At 52.1% G+C, this 19,756-nt stretch carries 16 protein-coding genes; 7 read left to right on the top strand and 9 right to left on the bottom strand.

Features of this window, described 5'->3' with window-relative positions; all coding sequences use genetic code 11:
• Positions 1–56: 56 nt before the first annotated feature.
• Entirely contained in the window at positions 57–4,055 is a 3,999-nt protein-coding gene (locus CKL79_RS03200) for a magnesium chelatase subunit H (protein WP_121968135.1), read from the bottom strand.
• Positions 4,056–4,531: 476 nt separating this feature from the next.
• Between CKL79_RS03200 and CKL79_RS03195 the strand changes: the two genes are divergently transcribed.
• The gene (locus CKL79_RS03195) at positions 4,532–5,470 is read left to right on the top strand and encodes an NAD-dependent epimerase/dehydratase family protein (RefSeq protein ID WP_121968134.1); all 939 of its coding nucleotides are present in this window, start codon (positions 4,532–4,534) and stop codon (positions 5,468–5,470) included.
• A gap of 15 nt (positions 5,471–5,485) precedes the next feature.
• On the opposite strand, the gene CKL79_RS03190 is transcribed toward CKL79_RS03195, so the two are convergent.
• Both CKL79_RS03190 and CKL79_RS03185 read right to left on the bottom strand, forming a co-directional pair.
• Positions 5,486–5,908, bottom strand: coding sequence for a type II toxin-antitoxin system VapC family toxin (locus CKL79_RS03190; protein WP_121968133.1), 423 nt, complete (start codon positions 5,906–5,908; stop codon positions 5,486–5,488).
• A gap of 13 nt (positions 5,909–5,921) precedes the next feature.
• The gene (locus CKL79_RS03185; RefSeq protein ID WP_141242138.1) at positions 5,922–6,233 is read right to left on the bottom strand and encodes a hypothetical protein; all 312 of its coding nucleotides are present in this window, start codon (positions 6,231–6,233) and stop codon (positions 5,922–5,924) included.
• Between the two features lie 246 nt (positions 6,234–6,479).
• Here CKL79_RS03185 and CKL79_RS03180 point away from each other — a divergent pair, with 246 nt between their 5' ends.
• The 4 genes from CKL79_RS03180 to CKL79_RS24120 all read left to right on the top strand — a co-directional run bounded on the left by CKL79_RS03180 (position 6,480) and on the right by CKL79_RS24120 (position 14,302).
• Complete coding sequence (locus CKL79_RS03180) at positions 6,480–9,077, top strand: dynamin family protein (RefSeq protein WP_121968131.1); 2,598 nt, start codon at positions 6,480–6,482, stop codon at positions 9,075–9,077.
• Positions 9,078–9,108: 31 nt separating this feature from the next.
• Positions 9,109–10,395, top strand: coding sequence for a hypothetical protein (locus tag CKL79_RS03175; RefSeq protein WP_121968130.1), 1,287 nt, complete (start codon positions 9,109–9,111; stop codon positions 10,393–10,395).
• Between the two features lie 299 nt (positions 10,396–10,694).
• The gene (gene dnaK / locus CKL79_RS03170) at positions 10,695–12,608 is read left to right on the top strand and encodes a molecular chaperone DnaK (RefSeq protein ID WP_121968129.1); all 1,914 of its coding nucleotides are present in this window, start codon (positions 10,695–10,697) and stop codon (positions 12,606–12,608) included.
• Between the two features lie 902 nt (positions 12,609–13,510).
• Entirely contained in the window at positions 13,511–14,302 is a 792-nt protein-coding gene (locus CKL79_RS24120; protein ID WP_205878976.1) for a choice-of-anchor K domain-containing protein, read from the top strand.
• Between the two features lie 19 nt (positions 14,303–14,321).
• Here the strand turns inward: CKL79_RS24120 and CKL79_RS03155 are convergent, their stop codons facing one another.
• Positions 14,322–14,492: a chlorophyll a/b-binding protein gene (locus tag CKL79_RS03155; protein ID WP_121968126.1), complete on the bottom strand. Its 171-nt coding sequence runs from the start codon at positions 14,490–14,492 to the stop codon at positions 14,322–14,324.
• Positions 14,493–14,649: 157 nt separating this feature from the next.
• Between CKL79_RS03155 and CKL79_RS03150 the strand changes: the two genes are divergently transcribed.
• Positions 14,650–14,817: a PCP reductase family protein gene (locus CKL79_RS03150; protein ID WP_121968125.1), complete on the top strand. Its 168-nt coding sequence runs from the start codon at positions 14,650–14,652 to the stop codon at positions 14,815–14,817.
• Positions 14,818–14,959: 142 nt separating this feature from the next.
• Here CKL79_RS03150 and CKL79_RS03145 read toward each other — a convergent pair whose 3' ends face one another.
• The 5 genes from CKL79_RS03145 to CKL79_RS03125 form a co-directional block, all read right to left on the bottom strand.
• Positions 14,960–15,538, bottom strand: a complete 579-nt coding sequence (locus CKL79_RS03145) for a hypothetical protein (RefSeq protein ID WP_121968124.1) — start codon at positions 15,536–15,538, stop codon at positions 14,960–14,962.
• Between the two features lie 57 nt (positions 15,539–15,595).
• Positions 15,596–15,895 (bottom strand): YkvA family protein, encoded by a 300-nt coding sequence (locus tag CKL79_RS03140; RefSeq protein ID WP_121968123.1) that lies wholly within the window; start codon positions 15,893–15,895, stop codon positions 15,596–15,598.
• A 131-nt stretch (positions 15,896–16,026) separates the two neighbouring features.
• Positions 16,027–16,527: a MogA/MoaB family molybdenum cofactor biosynthesis protein gene (locus tag CKL79_RS03135; RefSeq protein WP_121968122.1), complete on the bottom strand. Its 501-nt coding sequence runs from the start codon at positions 16,525–16,527 to the stop codon at positions 16,027–16,029.
• Between the two features lie 18 nt (positions 16,528–16,545).
• Positions 16,546–16,878, bottom strand: a complete 333-nt coding sequence (gene psb28, locus CKL79_RS03130; RefSeq protein WP_121968121.1) for a photosystem II reaction center protein Psb28 — start codon at positions 16,876–16,878, stop codon at positions 16,546–16,548.
• A gap of 76 nt (positions 16,879–16,954) precedes the next feature.
• Complete coding sequence (locus CKL79_RS03125) at positions 16,955–19,093, bottom strand: S-layer homology domain-containing protein (RefSeq protein ID WP_121968120.1); 2,139 nt, start codon at positions 19,091–19,093, stop codon at positions 16,955–16,957.
• 157 nt (positions 19,094–19,250) lie between these two features.
• Here CKL79_RS03125 and CKL79_RS03120 point away from each other — a divergent pair, with 157 nt between their 5' ends.
• Positions 19,251–19,721, top strand: coding sequence for an SRPBCC family protein (locus CKL79_RS03120; RefSeq protein ID WP_121968119.1), 471 nt, complete (start codon positions 19,251–19,253; stop codon positions 19,719–19,721).
• Positions 19,722–19,756: the final 35 nt, after the last annotated feature.

Here is a 19,756-nt window from a genome sequence, read left to right as displayed (position 1 = left end):
AAAGGGACAGACTTTCGCCTGCCCCTTCTCATTAACTGTTAGATCTGAGGTAGCGCTTATTCAACGCCTTCAATCCGATTTTCGACCTCTTCGTAGAGTTCTTGTAGCCGCTCAATGTTTTCATCGCTGGTTTCCCAGTAGCCGCGACCGTTCACTTCTAGCAAGGTGGTCACCATTCGACGGAAGGAGTTGGGGTTTAAGTCCATCAGCCGCTTGCACATTTCCGGGTCGTTGATGAAAGTCTCGTTCGTGTCTTCGTATACCCAGTTGTCTACTGCATCTGCGGTGGCTGACCAACCCATGGTGTTTACCAGGCGGTTGGAGAGTTCGCGGACGCCTTCGTAGCCGTTGGAGAGCATGCCCTCGTACCACTTGGGGTTCAGTAGCTTGGTGCGGGCGTCGAGGCGGACGGTTTCAGAGAGCGATCGCACCTGCGCATTTGCCGTCGTTGTATCGGCGATAAACGAAGTCGGCTTCTTGCCGTCATCTCTCAGACTCGCTACAACCTTGGTCGGGTCGGAGTCGAAGTAGTGAGAGACATCAGTAAGAGAGATCTCAGAAGAATCGAGGTTTTGGAAGGTTACATCCGCTGTTTTGAGCGACGCTTCTAGCAACCCACGAGACTCATCCATCACACCCGGATTGTCGCAGTTAAAAGAGAAAGACTTTCGCGCTAAGTACATATCGCGCAGCTCCTGTTCTTCTTCCCAACTGCTGTTTTCTACGGCCAGGTTCACATTCGCCGCATAAGATCCTGACGCATTCGAGAAAATTCGCGTCGCCGCATTCCGCAGCGTCAGGCCAAATTCTTCGGCCTGAGCCATGGCGTGCTTGCGCACAAAGTTCATCTCTACCGGTTCATCTGCTTCTGCCGCCATTTTCACCGCCCGGTCGAGCAGCGCCATTTGGTTCACAAACAAATCGCGGAAGACGCCTGAGCAGTTGATTACTACGTCGATTCGGGGCCGTCCTAATTCTTCGAGAGAAATCAGCTCCAGCTTGTTCATCCGCCCCAGAGCATCCGGCACGGGCTTGACGCCGACAAACCACATCATTTGAGCCAGCGATTCGCCGTAGGTTTTGATGTTGTCGGTACCCCACAGCACAGTGGCAATGGTTTCGGGATAAGCACCGTCATTCTCAGCTCGCTGTCGATCCAGCAGGCGATCCACAACAATCTTAGCCGACTGCACTGCTGCCGAAGTCGGAATCGACTGCGGATCGAGCGCGTGAATGTTCTTGCCGGTGGGCAGCACATCCGGGTTGCGAATCGGGTCGCCGCCGGGGCCAGGAAGGACATATTCTCCGTCTAGGGCGCGCAGTAGGGAGGCTAGCTCATTGTCAGCAACTACTTGCTTTAAGCAGAACTGGAGGTACTCAAACAAAGTCGTGAGCGAATCGTTCTCAATGTTCTTGTAGCCCAATTCATGCAGCGCTTTCGTCCAGACTGCTTTGGTACCACCAAAGTTGAGGGCAGAGAGCACTGACTTCACCGACACGCGGCCATCATCGTTGATTTGCTCGCGCACCATGGCTGCGACTGCCGCTCGGACGGCGCTGTTGATGTCGTAGAGCGTTTGTACGTCTTCGAGGTTGCCGCGATCGCTGCTCGCATAAATCTGGTCAATATCCCGGCCAATGCTCTCAGCGACAATCCGCTGCAGGCTCTTTTTCTCCTCTTCTGGGCGGTCGAGGCTGGCGATGTTGACCAGGGTGGCGATCGCTTCTTCTGCCGTCGGGGGCTCACCTACCACATGCAGCCCGCAAGGCAGCAGCCGCGACTCTATTTCCATCAGCTTGATATAGAGCTTTCCAATCAGCGTATCGCGCTCTTCCTTACTCAGTCCGCTCGCATCTTCAGGCAGCGTAATATCCTTATCCAGGTTTACCTGACGCGCCTTTTCAATCGCCGCATTCACAATCGGCGTCCCCCGACTGCCCTCTTTAAGCGTCTGGTAAGAGCCAATCAGCTCGCTGAGTTCTTTTAGCCCCTTGTACAGCCCCGCATTTTCGGCAGGCGGCGTCAGGTAGCTGATAATTTCTGCGTAGCCCCGACGCTTGGCGATCGTCGCTTCCGAAGGGTTGTTTGCTGCGTAGTAATACAGGTTTGGCGTATTGCCAATCAGGTTGTCTGGGTAGCACTTGGCCGACATACCCATTTGCTTGCCAGGCATAAATTCGAGCGAGCCATGGGTGCCAAAGTGCAGCACCGCGTCCGCCTTCCAGATTTTCTCCAGATAGGTATAGTACGCTGCGAAGCCGTGGTGAGGACTGGCCGACCGGGAGAACAGCAGCCGCATCGGGTCGCCTTCGTAGCCAAAGGTGGGCTGCACGCCGATGAACACATTGCCAAAGGTTTTGCCGTACACCAGCAGATTTTGACCGTCGGTATTGAGCTGTCCGGGCGGTGGCCCCCAGTTTTCTTCTAGCCGCTCTGAGTAGGGCGTCAGCGCCTCGTATTCAGCGACCGACATTTTGTGCGCGATGTTCAGGTTCGGGCTGTTGTACTGCGCCCGCGCATCGTGAATCACCATCTGCATCAGTTCTTCTGATGTCTCAGGCATATCTTCGATGGTGTATCCCTGCGCCTTCATCTCCTCCATCACCCGGTAAATGGAGCCAAATACGTTGAGGTAGGCGGCTGTCCCGACGTTTCCTTTATCGGGCGGAAAGCTGAAGACCGTGATCGCTAGCTTTTTGTCTACACGCGGCAGACGGCGCAGCCGGGCCCACTTCAGCGCCCGCGTGGAAATCGCTTCTACCCGGTCTTGCAGGGTAATGGCGCGGCCTGTCATACCATCGCGGCCCGACATAATAATTGGCTCAATGGCCCCATCTAGCTCAGGGATCGCCATTTGCAGTGCCACCTGAATCGGGTGCAGGCCCAGGTCACTGGCCTCCCATTCTTCCGTGGTTTGGAACACCAGCGGCAAAGACACCATATAGGGCCGGTTGAGCTTTTGCAGCGACTCAATCGCCTTAGGGTGATCCTGGCGAGCAGGGCCACCGACCAGGGCAAATCCCGTGAGCGACACCACCGAATCAACGATCGCTTCTTCTGGATTTAGCGGATCGAAAAAGTAAGTATCTACCGGCTTAGAAAAGTCTAGACCGCCTGCGAATACGGGGATTACCCGAGCGCCTGCATACTCCAGTTCCTGCACGATAGACACGTAGTGAGCGTCATCGCCCGTCACCAGGTGAGTGCGCTGCAACACAATGCCCACACAGGGCGCGTTTGGATTGCGGGAAATCTCAGGTACGTCGCTGCGAGAGTCGTACCAGTTGAGATACTCGCGCAGATCTTCAAACATGGTGGGCGCAAGCGGGTGCCAGATCCCAATATCAAGGAAGGTCACCGGCTGCTCGTAGGTAATACTGTCTGCCTTGGGCGTACCTTCTAGCTGACGCGCTGGCAGCACGTAGCGATCGGCCAGCATCAGCAGGAAGTTCTCCAAGTTTTCGGCAGAGCCACCCAGCCAGTACTGAAAGCTCAGCATGAAGTTGCGCGCGTCCTGCGCTTTTTCGATCGGCAGGTACTTCAGCACTTTAGGCAGCGTCCGCAGCAGCTTCAGCATGGCATCTTCAAAGCCGCTGCCCTGCTTTTGGCGGCGCTTTTTCATAAAGTCGCCGATGACGCTCTTGGACTGGCCAAGCTGAGCCATGTTAAAGCTGCCCAGCTTGTTCAGGCGCATGACCTGAGGCATAGAAGGGAAGACGACTGCGGCGTCGAGGCGATCGCGATGAGGCTTCACTGCTGCCTCTACTTTCTCTGCGAGTTCTTCGACGAAGATCAGCGAACCGATGAAGACATTCGCCTCGGCAATATCGCGCTTAAAGTCTTCAAAATTGTCCGCACTACGCAGCTCCTCGATCAGGTAGCCGCTAATTTCTACAGCGATTTGAGCGTTGCTTTCATTAATAGAGCGCACCGCCGCTGACAAAGAGCTTTGGTACTGGGGCTCGAGTACGACATAGACCACTTTAACCAGAGTGCGATCGCCTAATTCTTTAGGGACAACGTGTCTGACAGTGGGCCGAACTTGAGTGAACATGCGCAATGAACTCCTAAAGGGTATCTACACTTCTCTCAGACCTTTGCCACACCTAAAAAGCTAGAAACACAGCTTGACAAAAGGCCGATGAGACGGATTATTTTCTGAACAAAGAAATATTTACAAAACTATTGAATTAAAGCGATGACCTCTGATGACGGACTGCGCTCAGTTTTTAAACCTACCCTTAAAGTTTTACCAGAAAACCTTGATAGGACAAGGCTTAAAGGGCCCGCGTGAAACAAAAATACATACTTTCTCTGGCTCTTTCTTAAACAAATGTTACAAAACTTCTGAGTGGTTATTCTTAACTATGGTTTGCATAAATTAAGATTACGTAATTGACAAAATGCCGATTTTAATAGCCAATCGCTTGGCGCAAGCTTGAGCGCGAAAAGCTATCCCTACATCCATTAGTCGGGGGTCGGGCAACCCGATAAACTGAATACTCAGCGCAGCGTTTTGGGCATACGGGTATGAAGGTATTAGTGATTGGCGGGACGCGGTTTGTGGGGGTGTATCTCACCAAGCAGTTAGTCAGCCAGGGGCATGAGGTGGTTTTGCTGAACCGGGGTAATCATCCGGCACCGGTGGCGGGGCTGGAGACTGTGGTGTGCGATCGCACCGACCCCGCAGCCCTCAAATCCGCCCTGTCCGATCAATCCTTCGACGCCATCTTCGACAATAATGGCCGCGAACTCGCCCATACCCAGCCCCTGGTAGAACTGTTTAAGGGCAAGCTACAGCACTTCATCTACGTCAGTTCTGCTGGGGTCTATGCCAAAAGCGACCAAATGCCCCACAAAGAAGGCGATCCGGTCGATCCTAACAGCCGTCACAAAGGCAAATTTCACACCGAAGACCATCTCAAAGCGCAAGGCGTCCCCTTCACCGCTGTTCGCCCCGTCTATATCTATGGCCCGCAGAACTACAATCCGCTGGAGGAGTGGTTCTTTGACCGCATTGTGCGCGATCAGCCCATTCCGATTCCCGGTAATGGCATGGCCCTCACCCAACTAGGCCACTGTCAGGACTTAGCCGCCGCAATGGTTGCCGTCCTCGGCAACGACCAAGCCATCGGCCAGATCTACAATATTTCCGGCGACAAAGCCGTTACCTTCGACGGCCTTGCCAGAGCCTGCGCGATCGCCATCGGCAAAGACCCCAATGCCATCAACATCGTCCACTACGACCCCGCCAAATTCGACTTCGGCAAGAAAAAAGCCTTCCCCATGCGCGTTCAGCACTTCTTCACCGACATCAGCAAAGCCAAGGCGGAGCTAAATTGGCAAACCAAATTTGATCTCATCGAAGGCTTGAAGGACTCATACGAAAACGACTACCTTGCTACTGGCAAAGGCAACGCAGAAGTCGATTTTTCCTTAGATCAGCAAATCATAGCCAGCCTTTCGTAGGGATAGGAACCCGGTCTACAATACTGACCAGTCCTCAAAATTTAGGCTCACAACACGCTCGAAATCTTGTCGATTACGGGTGACTAAGGTTGTGCCCTGGCTTAGCGCGATCGCTGCAATTCTCAAATCTTGTGTGCCAATCCGAACTTTTCGGGCAAGCAGGGTCTGATAGTAGGCTTCTGCTTCGGCATCGTAGCCCAGTACCGTAAAATCACGCAGAAATTCGAGAGTTCTTGTGAACCAGTAATAAGCACGAACTCGTTCTGGAGAGTTAGCTGCTTTCCGAATTTGTGACAAACGTCCTCGAATTAACTCTTCAACGCTAATCGTAGTGATGACGACCTGGTTAGGAGAAATCGTGAGCAATCGCTGACCGAGCGGTTCATAACCGCGTTGATGAAGGCTCAAATGATCGCTATCCAAAATATATAAAGCCATCTAAGACGCGATTTCAATCCGCAAGGGACTCCATCTCTTGCTCTATTTCTTGCCGATAGGCCGCGATCTCAGCTTGTAAGTCGTCGAAAGTTGAGTCGTCCCTAAACCAACCAAATTTATCGAGCCAGGGATTTCCAGTCTGTGTTGAAATTGGAATTTCGATTTGAACCACCTCGACCTCATTCGTTAAATAGTCAAGGAGTTGGGATTTAAGCTGCTCAATCGCAGCCTCACGGCTGTTGTCAACAGCTATAATTTCAGGCCACTGTTTAGCACGGGCAATATACTGATCGTCCTTTCTACTGAGAATAACGTCGTAAATCATACTCATCTCTGGATACGAGGCGATCGCCCTTCCCATTTTACTGTGCCAGCTCGTCCCTTCACGTCACAGGTGCGATCGCCTTCTCCCTTCGTCTAACCGTTCAGGGGTTAACGAAGGATTGGGGACTGCGGCAAATTGGGAAGTATATCAAGAGTTGCTTTTATCAATCAAGCATGACAGCGAAGTCCTTGCTGTTGCGCCTTTTTTCGATAAGCCTCTACCTAGTTCTTCCCAAAACGATAGAAAATGTCCTCAACCCTTGCTGCAAAAAAGCTGAACGGCGCAGATATTCTGACGCAGATCACAGGTCAAAAGGTGCTGGATCGCCATCTGACACCTCGGGTGATGTTTTTGTCGGCAATGACGACGGTGCTAGTGGGTGTCGCCTACGCAGATGGCCAGCTAGCAGACCGTGAAAAGCTGTATCTCCAGAAAGTCCTGAGTCAGTTCGCATCACCTGAGAGCAGCCTTGGAAAAATGATTTCCTTGATGCTCAAGGGTATACGGAAGCATGAAATTTATAATCGCCTAGACGCAATCAGTTGTTTGACGGACTCACTATCGGTTTCTGAAAAGCTGATCATTTTGGGGTTTGGCCATAGATTAGCGATCGCAGATGGCTGCGCAGAAGTGCAAGAACGCAAGTATCTCAACACAGTAGCCAGCGTAATAGACGTGCCAGCTCATCAAGTAAAAGCGCTGCTCTCCTGCCTTGATGGTAAGCGAGCAGAAGTCAAACAAGAGGCTGTAGAGGAACTACGGTGGTTGCTAGATCCTCAGCGCTTTCAAAATATTGATGCAGCAATTGTCAATGCTGCCAGCTTTTTGTCCTCTAAGTTTTTAGCTCAACCGAAAAGCGCATCGCGCCCAGCCAGCCGTAAGCCATCGTATGCAAAACTCGAAAAGTTTCAAGGCTATCAGGCGCAGTTGAGCCAAATCTGTACTGATCTTATAGAAGTGCTACAGGAGGAAGGCGACTGTAATATTTTTCTTGCGGTACTCGAAGATGCAGTGCGATCACTTGCTCAAAAAGTTCAATCACAGAAGTTTCGATTGGCGATTGTCGGCGAATTTAGCCAAGGGAAATCGACGTTCCTGAATGCGCTGCTAGGTGAGGAGCTACAGCCCGTGCGGGCGATTCCCTGTAGTGGAACGCTGACAGTGCTGAAGTACGGGGCTGAAAAGCGAGTGGTCTGCCATTACAAAGATGGCACCCAGGCCGTCATTCCTTTCGAGCAGTATCAGCAGCAGGCGTCTATTCCAGAGGAAGCGGCTTTAGGCAACCGAGAGCTTGAGCTAGCCGAATCGAATATTGCTGAAATTGTGCTGGAGCATCCGGGGCTAGAGCTGTGCCGCCATCATGTAGAGATTGTGGACTCTCCTGGTCTGAACGAACATCCTGATCGGACGGCTGTAACAGAGAGACTATTACGAGATATCGACGCGGCTATTTTCTTAGCAAATGCGCAGCGCCCGATGACCAAGGGCGAGCGAGATCTGTTAGAGAGCCTGAAGCATCGGTTGCAAACAGAAGACCCTGAAGCTCCGGCTAATAATCTATTTGTGCTGATTAACTTTATGGATTTGCTGCGATCGCCCAATGACGAAACGCAAGTCAAAACACTAGTCAAAAACGTCGTGTGCAATCCAGAAAATCCTTTATTAAGTAGCGATAATCGGGTTCATTTTGTGTCTGCGCGATTTGCGTTAGAAGCAACTTTGACACAGACCGTAAACGAGCACTCTGAGTCATTTGAAGCATTTGTGAGCGCACTTGAAACATTCTTGGTAGAGGAAAGAGGCGAACTGAGCCTTATGAAAGGAATTGTGAACGTTCAACGGTTTGTTTCGGGAATTCAAGATGGATTCGAGAAAATGACGAATTTCTTGGAAGGCAAGCTCAGCCTTTCAGCAGCAGAGCAGCACAAGATATTGGAGAAAACGGGCGCGATAAGTGGGTTCGACATCAAAATTCAGGTGCTCAAAGAGTCACTAATTGAGGAAGCGCTATCAGAGGTCAGCGACTCATGGGATCAATGGCTAGACGATGTTGATGATTGCCTCGCCAGCAGAAAAGAGAAGTGGGCAACGCAACACGAGCAAAAGGCAGCTATTGTCAAGGACTATGCAGAAAAATTCGTACAGGATATCTCTGAAGAATTAGATAATTGGCTGAAAAACGCTGTTATGCAGACTATTCTAAAGCCTAAGGTAGACGAGCTAGAGAGTGAAATTATCAAGAAGCTAGCGACCATACAGCAAGACCTTAAATCTATTGATGACAAGACTGGTGCTGGCCTACAGAAGCAGTTCGAGCTATCGAGTTTGGGAGTCAACCTCAAATTTCATTCCAAGCTTAATCCTGACGCCGTAGGAGATGCTACAGGCTTCTGGGGCGATTTAGGTCTGAAGGGAGGCGGTATGGCTGCTGCGGGAGCTTTGGCTTTTGCCGGATTTGGGCTATGGCCTATTTTACTTACAGGTGGCATAGCTGGGGCCGCTGCCAGTTGGCTTTTCGGAAAGGATGTAGAAGAGATGAAAGAGGAACTGAAAGTAGAAGCTTTCAATAAAGGCATAGATAAATTTGTAGAAGCCTCTGACGAGATTTTGACCAGGATTACCGAAAACATCGAAAGCGCCTTTGATAAAAAGGCCCAAGACTTTCATGAATCAGCAAGCGCTTCTATTTCTATTCTGTGCAATCTGCTAGAGCAGCAAGAAGGCGTTTTGAAAGAAACCTTGGCACAAAAGGAAGTGGAGTCAGTAATTATTCAGCAAAAGAAGCTTCAGCTACAAACGATTGAAACAGCGCTTGAGAGCTTAACTAGAACAGCCCTGAGTTAAAGCAGATTCATTTATCAAAGGAGTTATAGCCATGTACGATTTTTCGCCTTTAGTACAGATAGGAATTGCAGCCGGAAAATATATTCCAGTTGAAACGGCTGCGGGCGTTCCGATTGGAATGGTTCGAGATGCTGCAACAGGTCAATTTGCTGCACACGCCATTGGCATGAGTCTGAATCCACTGACAGCTGCGCCACAAATGCTCATGGGAGCAGGGCAACTATACCAAGGTCATAAAGCACTACAAGGAATCAAGGCGCTTTCTGCATCGGTAGCAACCTTGCAAGCGACTACGGCTGTAATTGGTGTCGGTACAGTAGCCGTAGCTGCCCTCTCTGCCGTAAATCTATGGCAAACGCTCAAGCTTAGAAAAGACGTGCGGCAAATGCGCGTTGAAGTGAGGGAAGGATTCATTGACCTTAAGCAGGTATTTGCGGATCAAGGCGTTGAGCTGATTAAGCATATTCAGCAGGTGTCAGACGATGTGGAGTTTAGGGCTCACCGTACAATTCTAGCGAGGGCTTACGGCCTGTTTGAAAAGGCAATGAATCGGCTATGCTCTGCAATGACTATGCAGGATTTGAGATCGCGCAGCGATGAGATCAAAGCCGCTAGGGACATGATGTTCCGAGCGCTATCAGACTATGACAATGGCCAGTTGATGATCGGGGTTGGTTCGGCTGCGTATATTCGTCGGTGCGAATGTGTATGGGCAATTGAGCAGGCGATCGCAATGACCTATCAGATGCAGGGGGAATGGCAAACGGTGAGCGATCGCCTAACCGCTCTGAATGCCACTATCCGTCAGGATGCTGTAGCCACCTTAGATAAAGTTGAAACTACTGATGAGCTAGACTTCCTATTTCCAGAGCTTACTAGAATCCACAACCACGATCTAGTGGCTATCAATGCGTGGAATGAGCGTATTGAATGGGTTGAAACGCTCTCTGCCGAGGAAATGAAGCAGCTGAATGCATCTGTAGATGATGAAGCTGAAAAGGCTGAAAGTGACGTGATCATAGAAGATCCCGCTGACGACAGACCAATCGAGTACTCAGTTTATGAAGATCTCAAATCTAACTTTGTGCCCGAGGCTCTACACGAGAGCCTTGTCTATTCATTTAGTCCGGAGCTGCGGCGGCAGGGCGAAGAATATATTGCCGAAAGAGCAGCTTTAGAGTCTCTGACAGCACTTAGCCCTCGAAATTTGAAGCAAGCCTCTCCGCTCACGGTGGCAAATCTAGAGCTGTATTTTGCTATCCGAGACGAATCCTTGGCAGCCGAAGAAGAAGATTTGAAGATCGCAGCAGTGGCATAGACTGAGCGACCCAGATCGCCCTGACCGTACATAAACGCTACGGTCAGGTGTTTTTCTTCCATTAAGAAATTATTGGCAAATATTAAACTGACCTCTATCCTGCGTCTTATTTTCCCGTTTGAGCCATTCTGTGCTTTTTCCTTAAGAAGCCACAAGCCAAAGTCAAGACCCGCTGAGAGCTGAGCGTAGCCGAAGCCTCGGGTTCGGTAACCCCCCCTTCAGTAAACCGCCTCTGATTGAGCACTATATGAATAACCCTTACGAACAAATCGTCGTTAGTTATTCAGTCGGAGCAAGATATGGGAAAAGTAGTCGGAATTGACCTGGGGACCACTAACTCGGTTGTGGCTGTGATGGAAGGCGGTAAGCCTACTGTTATCGCCAACGCTGAAGGTTTTCGCACCACGCCTTCGGTCGTGGCCTATGCCAAAAATGGCGATCGCCTCGTCGGCCAAATCGCCAAGCGGCAAGCGGTGATGAACCCCGAGAATACGCTGTATTCAGTCAAGCGCTTCATTGGCCGTCAGTATGACGAAGTCAATAACGAAGCTAGCGAAGTGCCTTATAAAATCGCCAAAGTTGGCGGCAATGTCAAAATTGAAACATCTGACGGGAAGCAGTACGCCCCCGAAGAAATTTCATCGCAGGTGCTACGTAAGCTCGTAGACGACGCTAGTAAGTACCTGGGCGAAAAGGTCACGCAGGCCGTGATCACGGTTCCTGCCTACTTTAATGACTCCCAGCGTCAGGCTACCAAAGACGCCGGTAAAGTTGCAGGCGTAGAAGTACTGCGAATCATCAACGAGCCGACCGCCGCTGCGCTGGCCTATGGCTTAGATAAAAAGAGCAACGAAACTATCCTCGTCTTTGACTTGGGCGGCGGTACTTTTGACGTTTCTATTCTAGAAGTTGGCGACGGCGTTTTCGAAGTGCTCTCTACTTCAGGCGATACGCACTTAGGCGGTGACGACTTTGACAAAAAGCTGGTTGACTATCTCGCTGAGGACTTCGCCAAAAAAGAAGGCATCGACCTGCGCAAAGATAAGCAGGCGCTCCAGCGTCTGACCGAAGCGGCTGAAAAAGCCAAGATTGAGCTATCTAGCGTGACTCAGGCAGAAGTTAACCTGCCGTTTATCACGGCTACTCAAGACGGGCCTAAGCACTTAGATACCACCTTGACCCGCGCTAAGTTTGAAGAGCTGTGCTCTGATCTGATTGATCGCTGCGGTGTGCCCGTACAAAACGCGCTCAAAGACGCCAAGCTCAGCAAGTCGGATATTGACGAAGTCGTCCTAGTAGGCGGTTCTACTCGGATTCCGGCAGTACAAAGCCTGGTTCAGCGAATTTTGGATAAAGAGCCTAACCAAACGGTGAACCCTGATGAAGTGGTCGCCATTGGCGCTGCTATTCAGGGCGGTGTGCTTGCAGGCGAAGTCAAAGACATTCTGCTCTTGGATGTGACCCCGCTATCGTTGGGTGTCGAGACCCTAGGCGGTGTGATGACGAAGCTGATCACTCGCAACACCACCATTCCTACCAAAAAGTCAGAGGTCTTCTCGACCGCTGTCGATGGGCAGACCAATGTGGAGATCCACGTGCTCCAGGGTGAGCGGGAAATGGCCAACGACAACAAGGACTTGGGCATCTTCCGGCTAGACGGCATTCCCCCGGCTCAGCGCGGCGTTCCTCAAATTGAAGTGATCTTTGATATTGATGCTAACGGCATCCTCAACGTCACGGCTAAGGACAAAGGATCGGGCAAAGAGCAGTCGATCAGCATCACGGGTGCGTCTACGCTCTCCGAAAATGAAGTGGAGCAGATGGTGCGCGACGCTGAGAGCAACTCTGACGCTGACAAAGAGCGCCGTGAGCGGATTGACACCAAAAACCAGGCCGACTCGCTGGCTTACCAGGCTGAAAAGCAGGTAGAAGAGCTGGGCGACAAGGTACCTGCTGAGGACAAAGAGAAAATCGAAGCGCAGGTGAAGGAGCTGAAGGACGCGATCGCTGCCGAAGATTACGACAAGATCAAGTCTACGATGACTGACCTGCAGCAGGCGCTCTACACACTTAGCAGCAACCTCTATCAGCAGGGCAGTGAGGCAGCGCCTGATGCCGCCGCCGATACAGCCAGTGAGCCCACTGACAGTGCCTCTACTAGCGGTGAAGACGATGTCATCGATGCTGAGTTCTCTGAGACAGACAATCAGTAGTCAGCGGTAGAAAGCTAAAGCTCGCCATTTAGCCAACTCAGGCATAGCGGGCAAAGCTATTCATGATTGAGCAACGAGTAAGACAATTGAATGCTTCGGCTAAAGGGTGCAGATGGGAATTAACCATTTGCACCTTTTTTTGTTTTTTTGGATCTGCGCCTGGATACTGATACTGTACTGCCAATCTGAGACTGCCAATCTGAGACTGCCAATCTGAGACTGCCAATCTGAGACTGCCAATCTGAGACTGCCAATCTGAGAATGCCAATCTGAGACTGCCAATCTGAGAATGGCCAGGTTCCCCGCCCTGCCCCGATGCTGGTTGGAGCCGGATACTTATCATAAACTTCCGGTAAGCATCTCTTCATCTCTGCGACTGGCTTGTTCACCGTAAATTCACTTAAAACACAGGGATACGAGGGAGATTAGCTTGTTAACTATATTAGTTCCTGCCATCTCGCCCGTTTAAGCCCAGAAACAGTGCCCAGAAACAGCGCTCAGAAACAGCGCCCAGAAACAGTCTGAGCACTCAAGACTTAAAGACTGGCCTTGAAGATTCTCTCTTAGAAGCAATCAGCGTAGGCTTTGACAGCTAGCCTATTCCCATCTTGAAGAACCGTTTTCAAGACCGGCGTTTTTCACCGGTTCAGCTGGTCTCTACCTACCTTTATAGTTCTCTCTTATTAGAAGAGTCTCTACTTCAAACTCCAGTAAAGAATTCAACAATTTGTGTGTCCACCATAGGCTCAGGCCGATTGGGGTGACTAGGTTGTGGGCTGAGGTGCATCAGTTTTTCTTGATATATTTGCCGCTATGCAGAAACCGCCGACATGTTTCGTTCTACTTACCTTGCCTCCTTTGCTCTCGTAGCTGCTCCGCTGCTGCTACAGAGTTCGCCAGCTATGGCTGCCACGCTCTTTCTTGGCGACAGCAGCGGCACCTTTAATTCACCCTCGGTCAACCAGGCCGTCGATCCTGAGGCGACGTTTAGTACTGAAAAGCCTAACCCTCAGAGCGAAACCTTTGTCTTAGGGAGACCCGGCGATCGCTCGATGCCCAACAAGCTTACCTTCTGGAGCAACTCTTTTGCAGCAGCCTCCGAGCAGGCATTTGCGGTAGGCAATCTTACCTACTTCAACGGACAAACGTTTAGCGGCACTCACGTGTCTAGTGTGCCTTTGAGCATTCAGCTCAACCTGGCGCAACCTGCTCAAGCGCAGCGACAGTTTAAATATACTTTCGGCTTCGATCTGACGCCTAATACCAACCTCGACGGTAGTGCTGATAGGCTCCTGGTTTCTGACAATCCTGCGGCTCAAACCTTTGCCTTTGACCAGGCAATATACAGCCTATCGCTACTGGGCTTCAGCGCAGATGGCGGGGCGACGTTTACGCGCAGCTTTCAGGTGCCGGAAGATATGACTATCAGCAGTCAGCTCTATGCTCAAATTAAGCAGATATCTTCCGAGCCCGCTACTGACAACCCGCCTGTCCCATCACCGAGCCCAACGCCTACCCCAGACCCAACGCCTAACCCGGCTCCTGCACCAATGCCCGTCCCAACCCCTGAACCTTTCCCAGAACCAACGCCTGAACCTACCGAAGTCCCAGAGCCAGCCGCGCTAGCGGGGTTGCTGATGCTGGGCGGCGTTTTACGGTCAAAATGGTTAAAACGTGATCTGCCTACTCCCTAGTCGCTGATGCCTGCGCCTATCAAGCCCATCCCAGCAGAGACAGCAGCCCTTTACCCGTCAGCAGCTCAATCACAATCAGAGCGGCAAAGCCAACCATGGCCAGTCTGCCGTTCAGCCGCTCTGCATGTTGATTAAAGCCTTTTTTAGGACGCTCCAGATTGGGTATGTGTGTGGGCTGAATGCTGGCCATAGCTGTCCTTGAAGAATACTTGCCTATGATTACCCGCGATCGCATCTTCAGTTGATGGCATCGCTCGCTTATCTATGTTAGTAGAAATGTGTCAGCCTATAAACTAGGTTTGGCATAAGGTTTAGCGCATAAGGTTTAGCAGAGGAAAGCGATCGCTATGGCAGAGTCAGTAAGTTGGACAGCAGAGGCAGAGGCCATGCTCAAAGAAATTCCGTTTTTTGTCAGGCCAGCGGCCCGTAAAAAGATAGAGAAATTTGCCCGCGAGAAAGGTCTCTCTGAAATTACCGAAACTGTCTATCAGCAGGCCAAGCAGCAGTTTGGCTAAAAGTACCTGGGCCTAAGATGGGCTGCGCCAAAATCGACTGTTTAAGCAGAAAAAAGCAGAAAAAAAGACTCGCAGAGATAGCATTCTCTGCGAGTCTGATGTTTAGATATTAAGCGAGGCTAATTAACCGGGCTCACAGCTTCTAGCGAACCACTTCACTGTCTATTTCGATAGCCATTGGGCTGTCGGTAGCGGTTTCGGGCTGAGTCGGCTCGGTCGCAGCATACCGCTGACGAATCCCAGCAACCCGGTCTTTGAGCGTGGCATAGCGGCTACCGTAGCGATTGCTCAGCACCTTGTCTAGCTTAATAGCCTGCACTTTGAGCTGAGGCAGTAGCTCTACCCGAGCAGTCTGACCAGCAGATCTGCCCATCGTCCGCACAAAGGCGATCAGACGCTCAGTCATATCTTTGCTATCAGCTTCTTGCTGCCAGGTATTGTTAACGGTATCAGCAGCCTGCTTGCTCTTTTCTTTGACCGTGGCGACCGTCTCAGCGGTGACTTCTTTAGCCAGTGGGCTAATGACGGCGCGGCCATCTTTAAATTCGGCGGCAGTCTCGGTAAAAGCAGCTCGGAGAATTTTAGCCACGCGCTGTGACCTTTGGCTACTCTCCTGGTAAAGCGTTTTTAGCTTTTTAACAGTGGAGGGATTAGCAGCAGGCGTGGGTTCAACAGCTGCAGTAGAAAGATTGTTGGCGTCGTCTTGAGTGGTGTAAGTCATGATGTTTTTGGTGTTTAGGGGATTAGAGAGTAAATCTAGGCGAGAAAGAGAGACTTGTCAGCTCATCGTTACGGCTTCGACGGCGATGGTCTGAGCGTCAGCGGTTTCTGCTTCTCTATCGAGGGGTCGCTTTTGCTTGATCTGTTCAGCCAAAATCTGGCTCATCTCGGTCACTAGCAGGCTAACTACCAACCCGTCATCAATCCAGCCTAAAACCGGAAAAACATCTGGAGAAATATCCAACGGACTGACAAGATACAACAGCGTCCCGAAAATCACGATCCAGCGGTACTTAGTATGTCTGAGCGCTTTACGATAGAGATTATGTAAGGTATTCGAAAAGTGTTGTTTCTTCATCCAGGGGTGTCCTTAGCCAACATATTCATCATCGCAGATGAGTTTGTTGCCGTCAGGTGTAGATAGCCCGCCCACCCGCTGCCGGTAGGTGCGTTCACCCCATACGGTTTACCGAAAGAATAGAAGACGGTTTACCGAAGCAGGGAAGTTAAATGTCTGATCTCTGGCAAAATTAGCGCTTCCATCGCTAGCGCAACGGCGTTGCTAGAGCCGGGAAGTGAGAAAATTAGGGTAGCGTTGCAGACGCCGGCAACGGCGCGTGAGGCGATCGCCCGTGACCCAATTTCTGCGTAGCTGAGCTGACGAAAAATCTCACCAAAGCCGGGCAGCTCCTTGTCGAGCAGCCGCGCTAGCGCATCGTAAGTGGTATCGCGCGGTGCAATGCCCGTGCCGCCGCTGAGAAGAATTGCCTGAATATCCGAACGCGCTGCTAAGCTCTGTACCAGCGCTGCAATCTGCTCGGGCTCGTCTTTGACTACCTGATAGTCGCTCACCCGATGGCCTGCAGCGGCGAGCTGATCCTGTATGAGCTGCCCGCTCTTGTCAGTTTCAGGCGTGCGGGTATCGCTCACCGTGAGTACTGCGCAGGTAACGGCTGGTTGATCGGCGCTATCGGGATGAGGGCGGGCCATAGGCGCAGGGAGCGGTAATTAGCTTTTAGTAAGGCCCAAACCATTCGCTTCAGAGTAGCGCTCCATAAAACGCATAAAACGCTCCCACTCTTCTTGGCCCTTCATTACGTAGACCGCTTCAATGCCAGCTGGTTCCCCGTTGACAAACTTACCGTTCACATCGCGCGTGCTGAGTTCACCTTCTTCATCGACCATGTATAGGCCGGTCACTTCGCCGCCTTCTTCGGTGAGTGCTTTAGGGCGGTCAAAGTAAAAGGTAGCGGTGCCGTCTGAGAGGTCTTTGGCGCGGGTGATGCGAATATCGGGGACGACCTCTTCCTTGACGCCGCGCGAGAATTGAATTTCAGCCATGATGAATTGCTTTAAACAGTGAATTGCTTTAATTAAACAGACGTTAATGCTGCTAGTTTCTCATTTTACGGCTCCATTAGTCGAGAGCGACTTGATCGGGTGAGGGAACGGCTGGCATCTTGCCATCGATCACCAGCGTCTGATAGACCATGGCAGAAACCTCAGCGCGAGTGGCAGCGCGGTCGGGCCGTAGCTCTGCCAGAAAAGGGCGGTTAAAGACCAGACCAAGCTGAGTGGCTGAGGCGATCGCCCCTGCGGCATAGTCTGGAATGGCGGCGCGGTCGGTAAAAAAGTTGAGCGATCGCAAATTAGGGGGTGATACCGACTGTAAGTTCAGCCCACTCACCAGGGCCAGCAGCGCCTGTAGCTTAGTCAACGGTGAATTAGGGTCGAAAGTAAGGTCGGGAAAGCCAGAGAGAAATTTGGCCCGATATGCCAGCTGAATTACCTTCGCCGCCCAAAAGTTATCAGGCACATCGCGAAAGCGCAGAGCAGGGCGTTTGGCCTCAGGGCGGAGTGCGCCGACCAGTAAAGCGGCAAACTGGGCGCGGGTGATCGGGGCATCGGGCCGAAAGGTGCCATCGCCAAAGCCACTCAGCCAGCCGCGCTGCACCAGTGGCTCAATAAAGTCATTAGCCCAATGCTGAGCAGACAGATCGCCAAAGTTGGGCGAAGTCGCGTTGGCTCTGGTGATAAAAGGAGAAGGCAGGCGGGCGGTGCGGCCATTGGCAGCCAGCGCCTGATGCACCAGGGCAGTGGTCTCGGCGCGGGTAATCGGCTCTAGCGGCCTGAAGCGGTAGGGGTCAGGATAGCCTACGACCATCTGGCGCTCAGTGGCAGCAGCGACTGGCTCTACGGCATAGCTGGGAACTTGGGCGCGATCGCTATAGACCAGCAGCGACTGCGAGCGACCGCTGCCGATATCCAACCCATTCACCAGTGCTACGACTGCCTGTACTCGCATCAGCGGCGCATTCGGGCGAAAAGATCCGTCAGGAAAGCCCGAGATAAACCCCTGGGTCTGGGCCTGCCGGATGGCCTGCGCCGCCCAAAAATTAGCCAGCACGTCAGGAAACTGGCGAACCGGGCGGATACTTTCAGCATTGGGAAAGGCGGCAACGATCAGGGCGGCAAACTGGGCGCGGGTCACCTGCTGGTCTGGCTGAAAAGACCCGTCTAAGAAGCCTTTAACTAATCCCTTCGCCGCTAGTGCTTCGACAAAAGGAGCCGACCAGTGACCCACCAGATCATCAAAGCGACTATCTAGGCTAATGCCTGTTAAGCGGTCAGATTCTACATCTGATCCATTGGGGGGCGCAGGCGGCAGGGGCACGGGTTCCACATTGCCCAGCAGCACATCGGGGACGGCCGCCTGGTCGGGAATTTCGCTCGGTAAGTAGACCAGCTCGCCCTCTACCCGAATCGGATTGAGCTGATTACCCGCAGTAGCCAGCGGCCTGGCCGTGTCATTGCGAATGTCATAGGTTTTGCCTTCAAACCAGTTTTGGCCCAGGTCTTGAGACAGGCCGATATCTGGCTGAGCGCGGTCTTTGACCCACAGGCTGGTCTGTTCGCTGCGGGTTGCCCGGTTTTGCCTGAGCACCGGGCGGGCGCTGCCGGCGATGACCAGTGCGTAGCGGCCACCCGCCAGCTGATTGCCCAGCACCAGGGGAGCCGACTGACCGCTGAGAGAGATGCCGTAGTCAGTGCGCTCAAAGCGGTTTTGCCGCACTTCTCCCTTGGCCGAAGCCACCATTGCCAGACCTGTCCCGTTTTCAATAAAGGCGTTCTCTGAGATGAAGGGATGGGCGCTGCCGCTGACGATGACGCCGTACTGCTGGCAGCTGACCAGCCGGTTGCCGATAATCAGCGCTGTCCCGGCGGCGACTAGGAGACCACTCCCCTGTGGATTGGTGACGGTAACTCCACGAAGCTGGGCGCGATCGCTCAGCACCACCGTCACATTCGCCACTTCTGACCGGCCAGATGCGCCCCCACCGGTAATCGTCACCGTTTCAGCCGCAGCGCCTGTTACTGTCACCCCGGCAGGTACCTCTAGTGGAAATTGCTCACCGGCCTGATACGCCCCCGGCCCTAGCTGAATTACGCCGCCTGAGGACGCCTGCCGTAGCGCCTGAGTTAGGGTCCTAAACGGAAACTTGGCGGTGCCGTCATAGCTGTCTTGACCGGCAGGGCTAACGTATAAAACAGACATAGAGTAGACATCACGTATTGCACTGTACCGTTAGAATAGGCGTAAACCCTCTAAAGTGTTCTCAGAATAGACTTTCTCAAAAATAAGCTTTCTCAGAACAAGCAGGGCGATCGCTCAACAGCACATTTTTTCCCACCAGCAGATCGATGGCAAATCAATGGCAGATTGGCTAGAACATACGGTTCATATAGATGTGGATACGCCAGTAGAAGACGTTTGGCAGATGTGGTCTGATCTAGAGCAGATGCCCAAGTGGATGAAGTGGATTGATTCGGTCGAGGTACTCGCCGACGACCCGGAGCTATCGCGCTGGAAGCTCAATACTACCGGGCTTTCTTTTTCGTGGCTGTCGCGAATTGTGAAAATGGTGCCTCAGCAGATAATTGCCTGGGAATCGGTCGATGGCCTGCCGAACCGGGGGGCGATTCGCTTCTATGGTCGCAAAGACGGCAGCAGCACGGTAAAGATGAGCATTTCTTACGCGCTGCCAAGGATCTTAGCCCGGTTAATGATGAGCAATTCGTTTGTAGATGGGGTGGTGACCTCTACGCTTCAGGCCGATTTAGACCGGTTTCGAGACTATGCGATCGCTCAAAAAGGGGCCAAAAGCGTGGCGAGTCGCGAATAGTTCTGCTATCAGCCTATGGATAAGCGCCCAGTGAG

The organism is Leptolyngbya sp. BC1307, assembly GCF_002286735.1.
Taxonomy (GTDB): Bacteria; Cyanobacteriota; Cyanobacteriia; order Phormidesmidales; family Phormidesmidaceae; genus Phormidesmis.
Note: the sequence above shows the minus strand (reverse complement) of the source record. Positions and strands in the feature narration are given on the sequence as shown.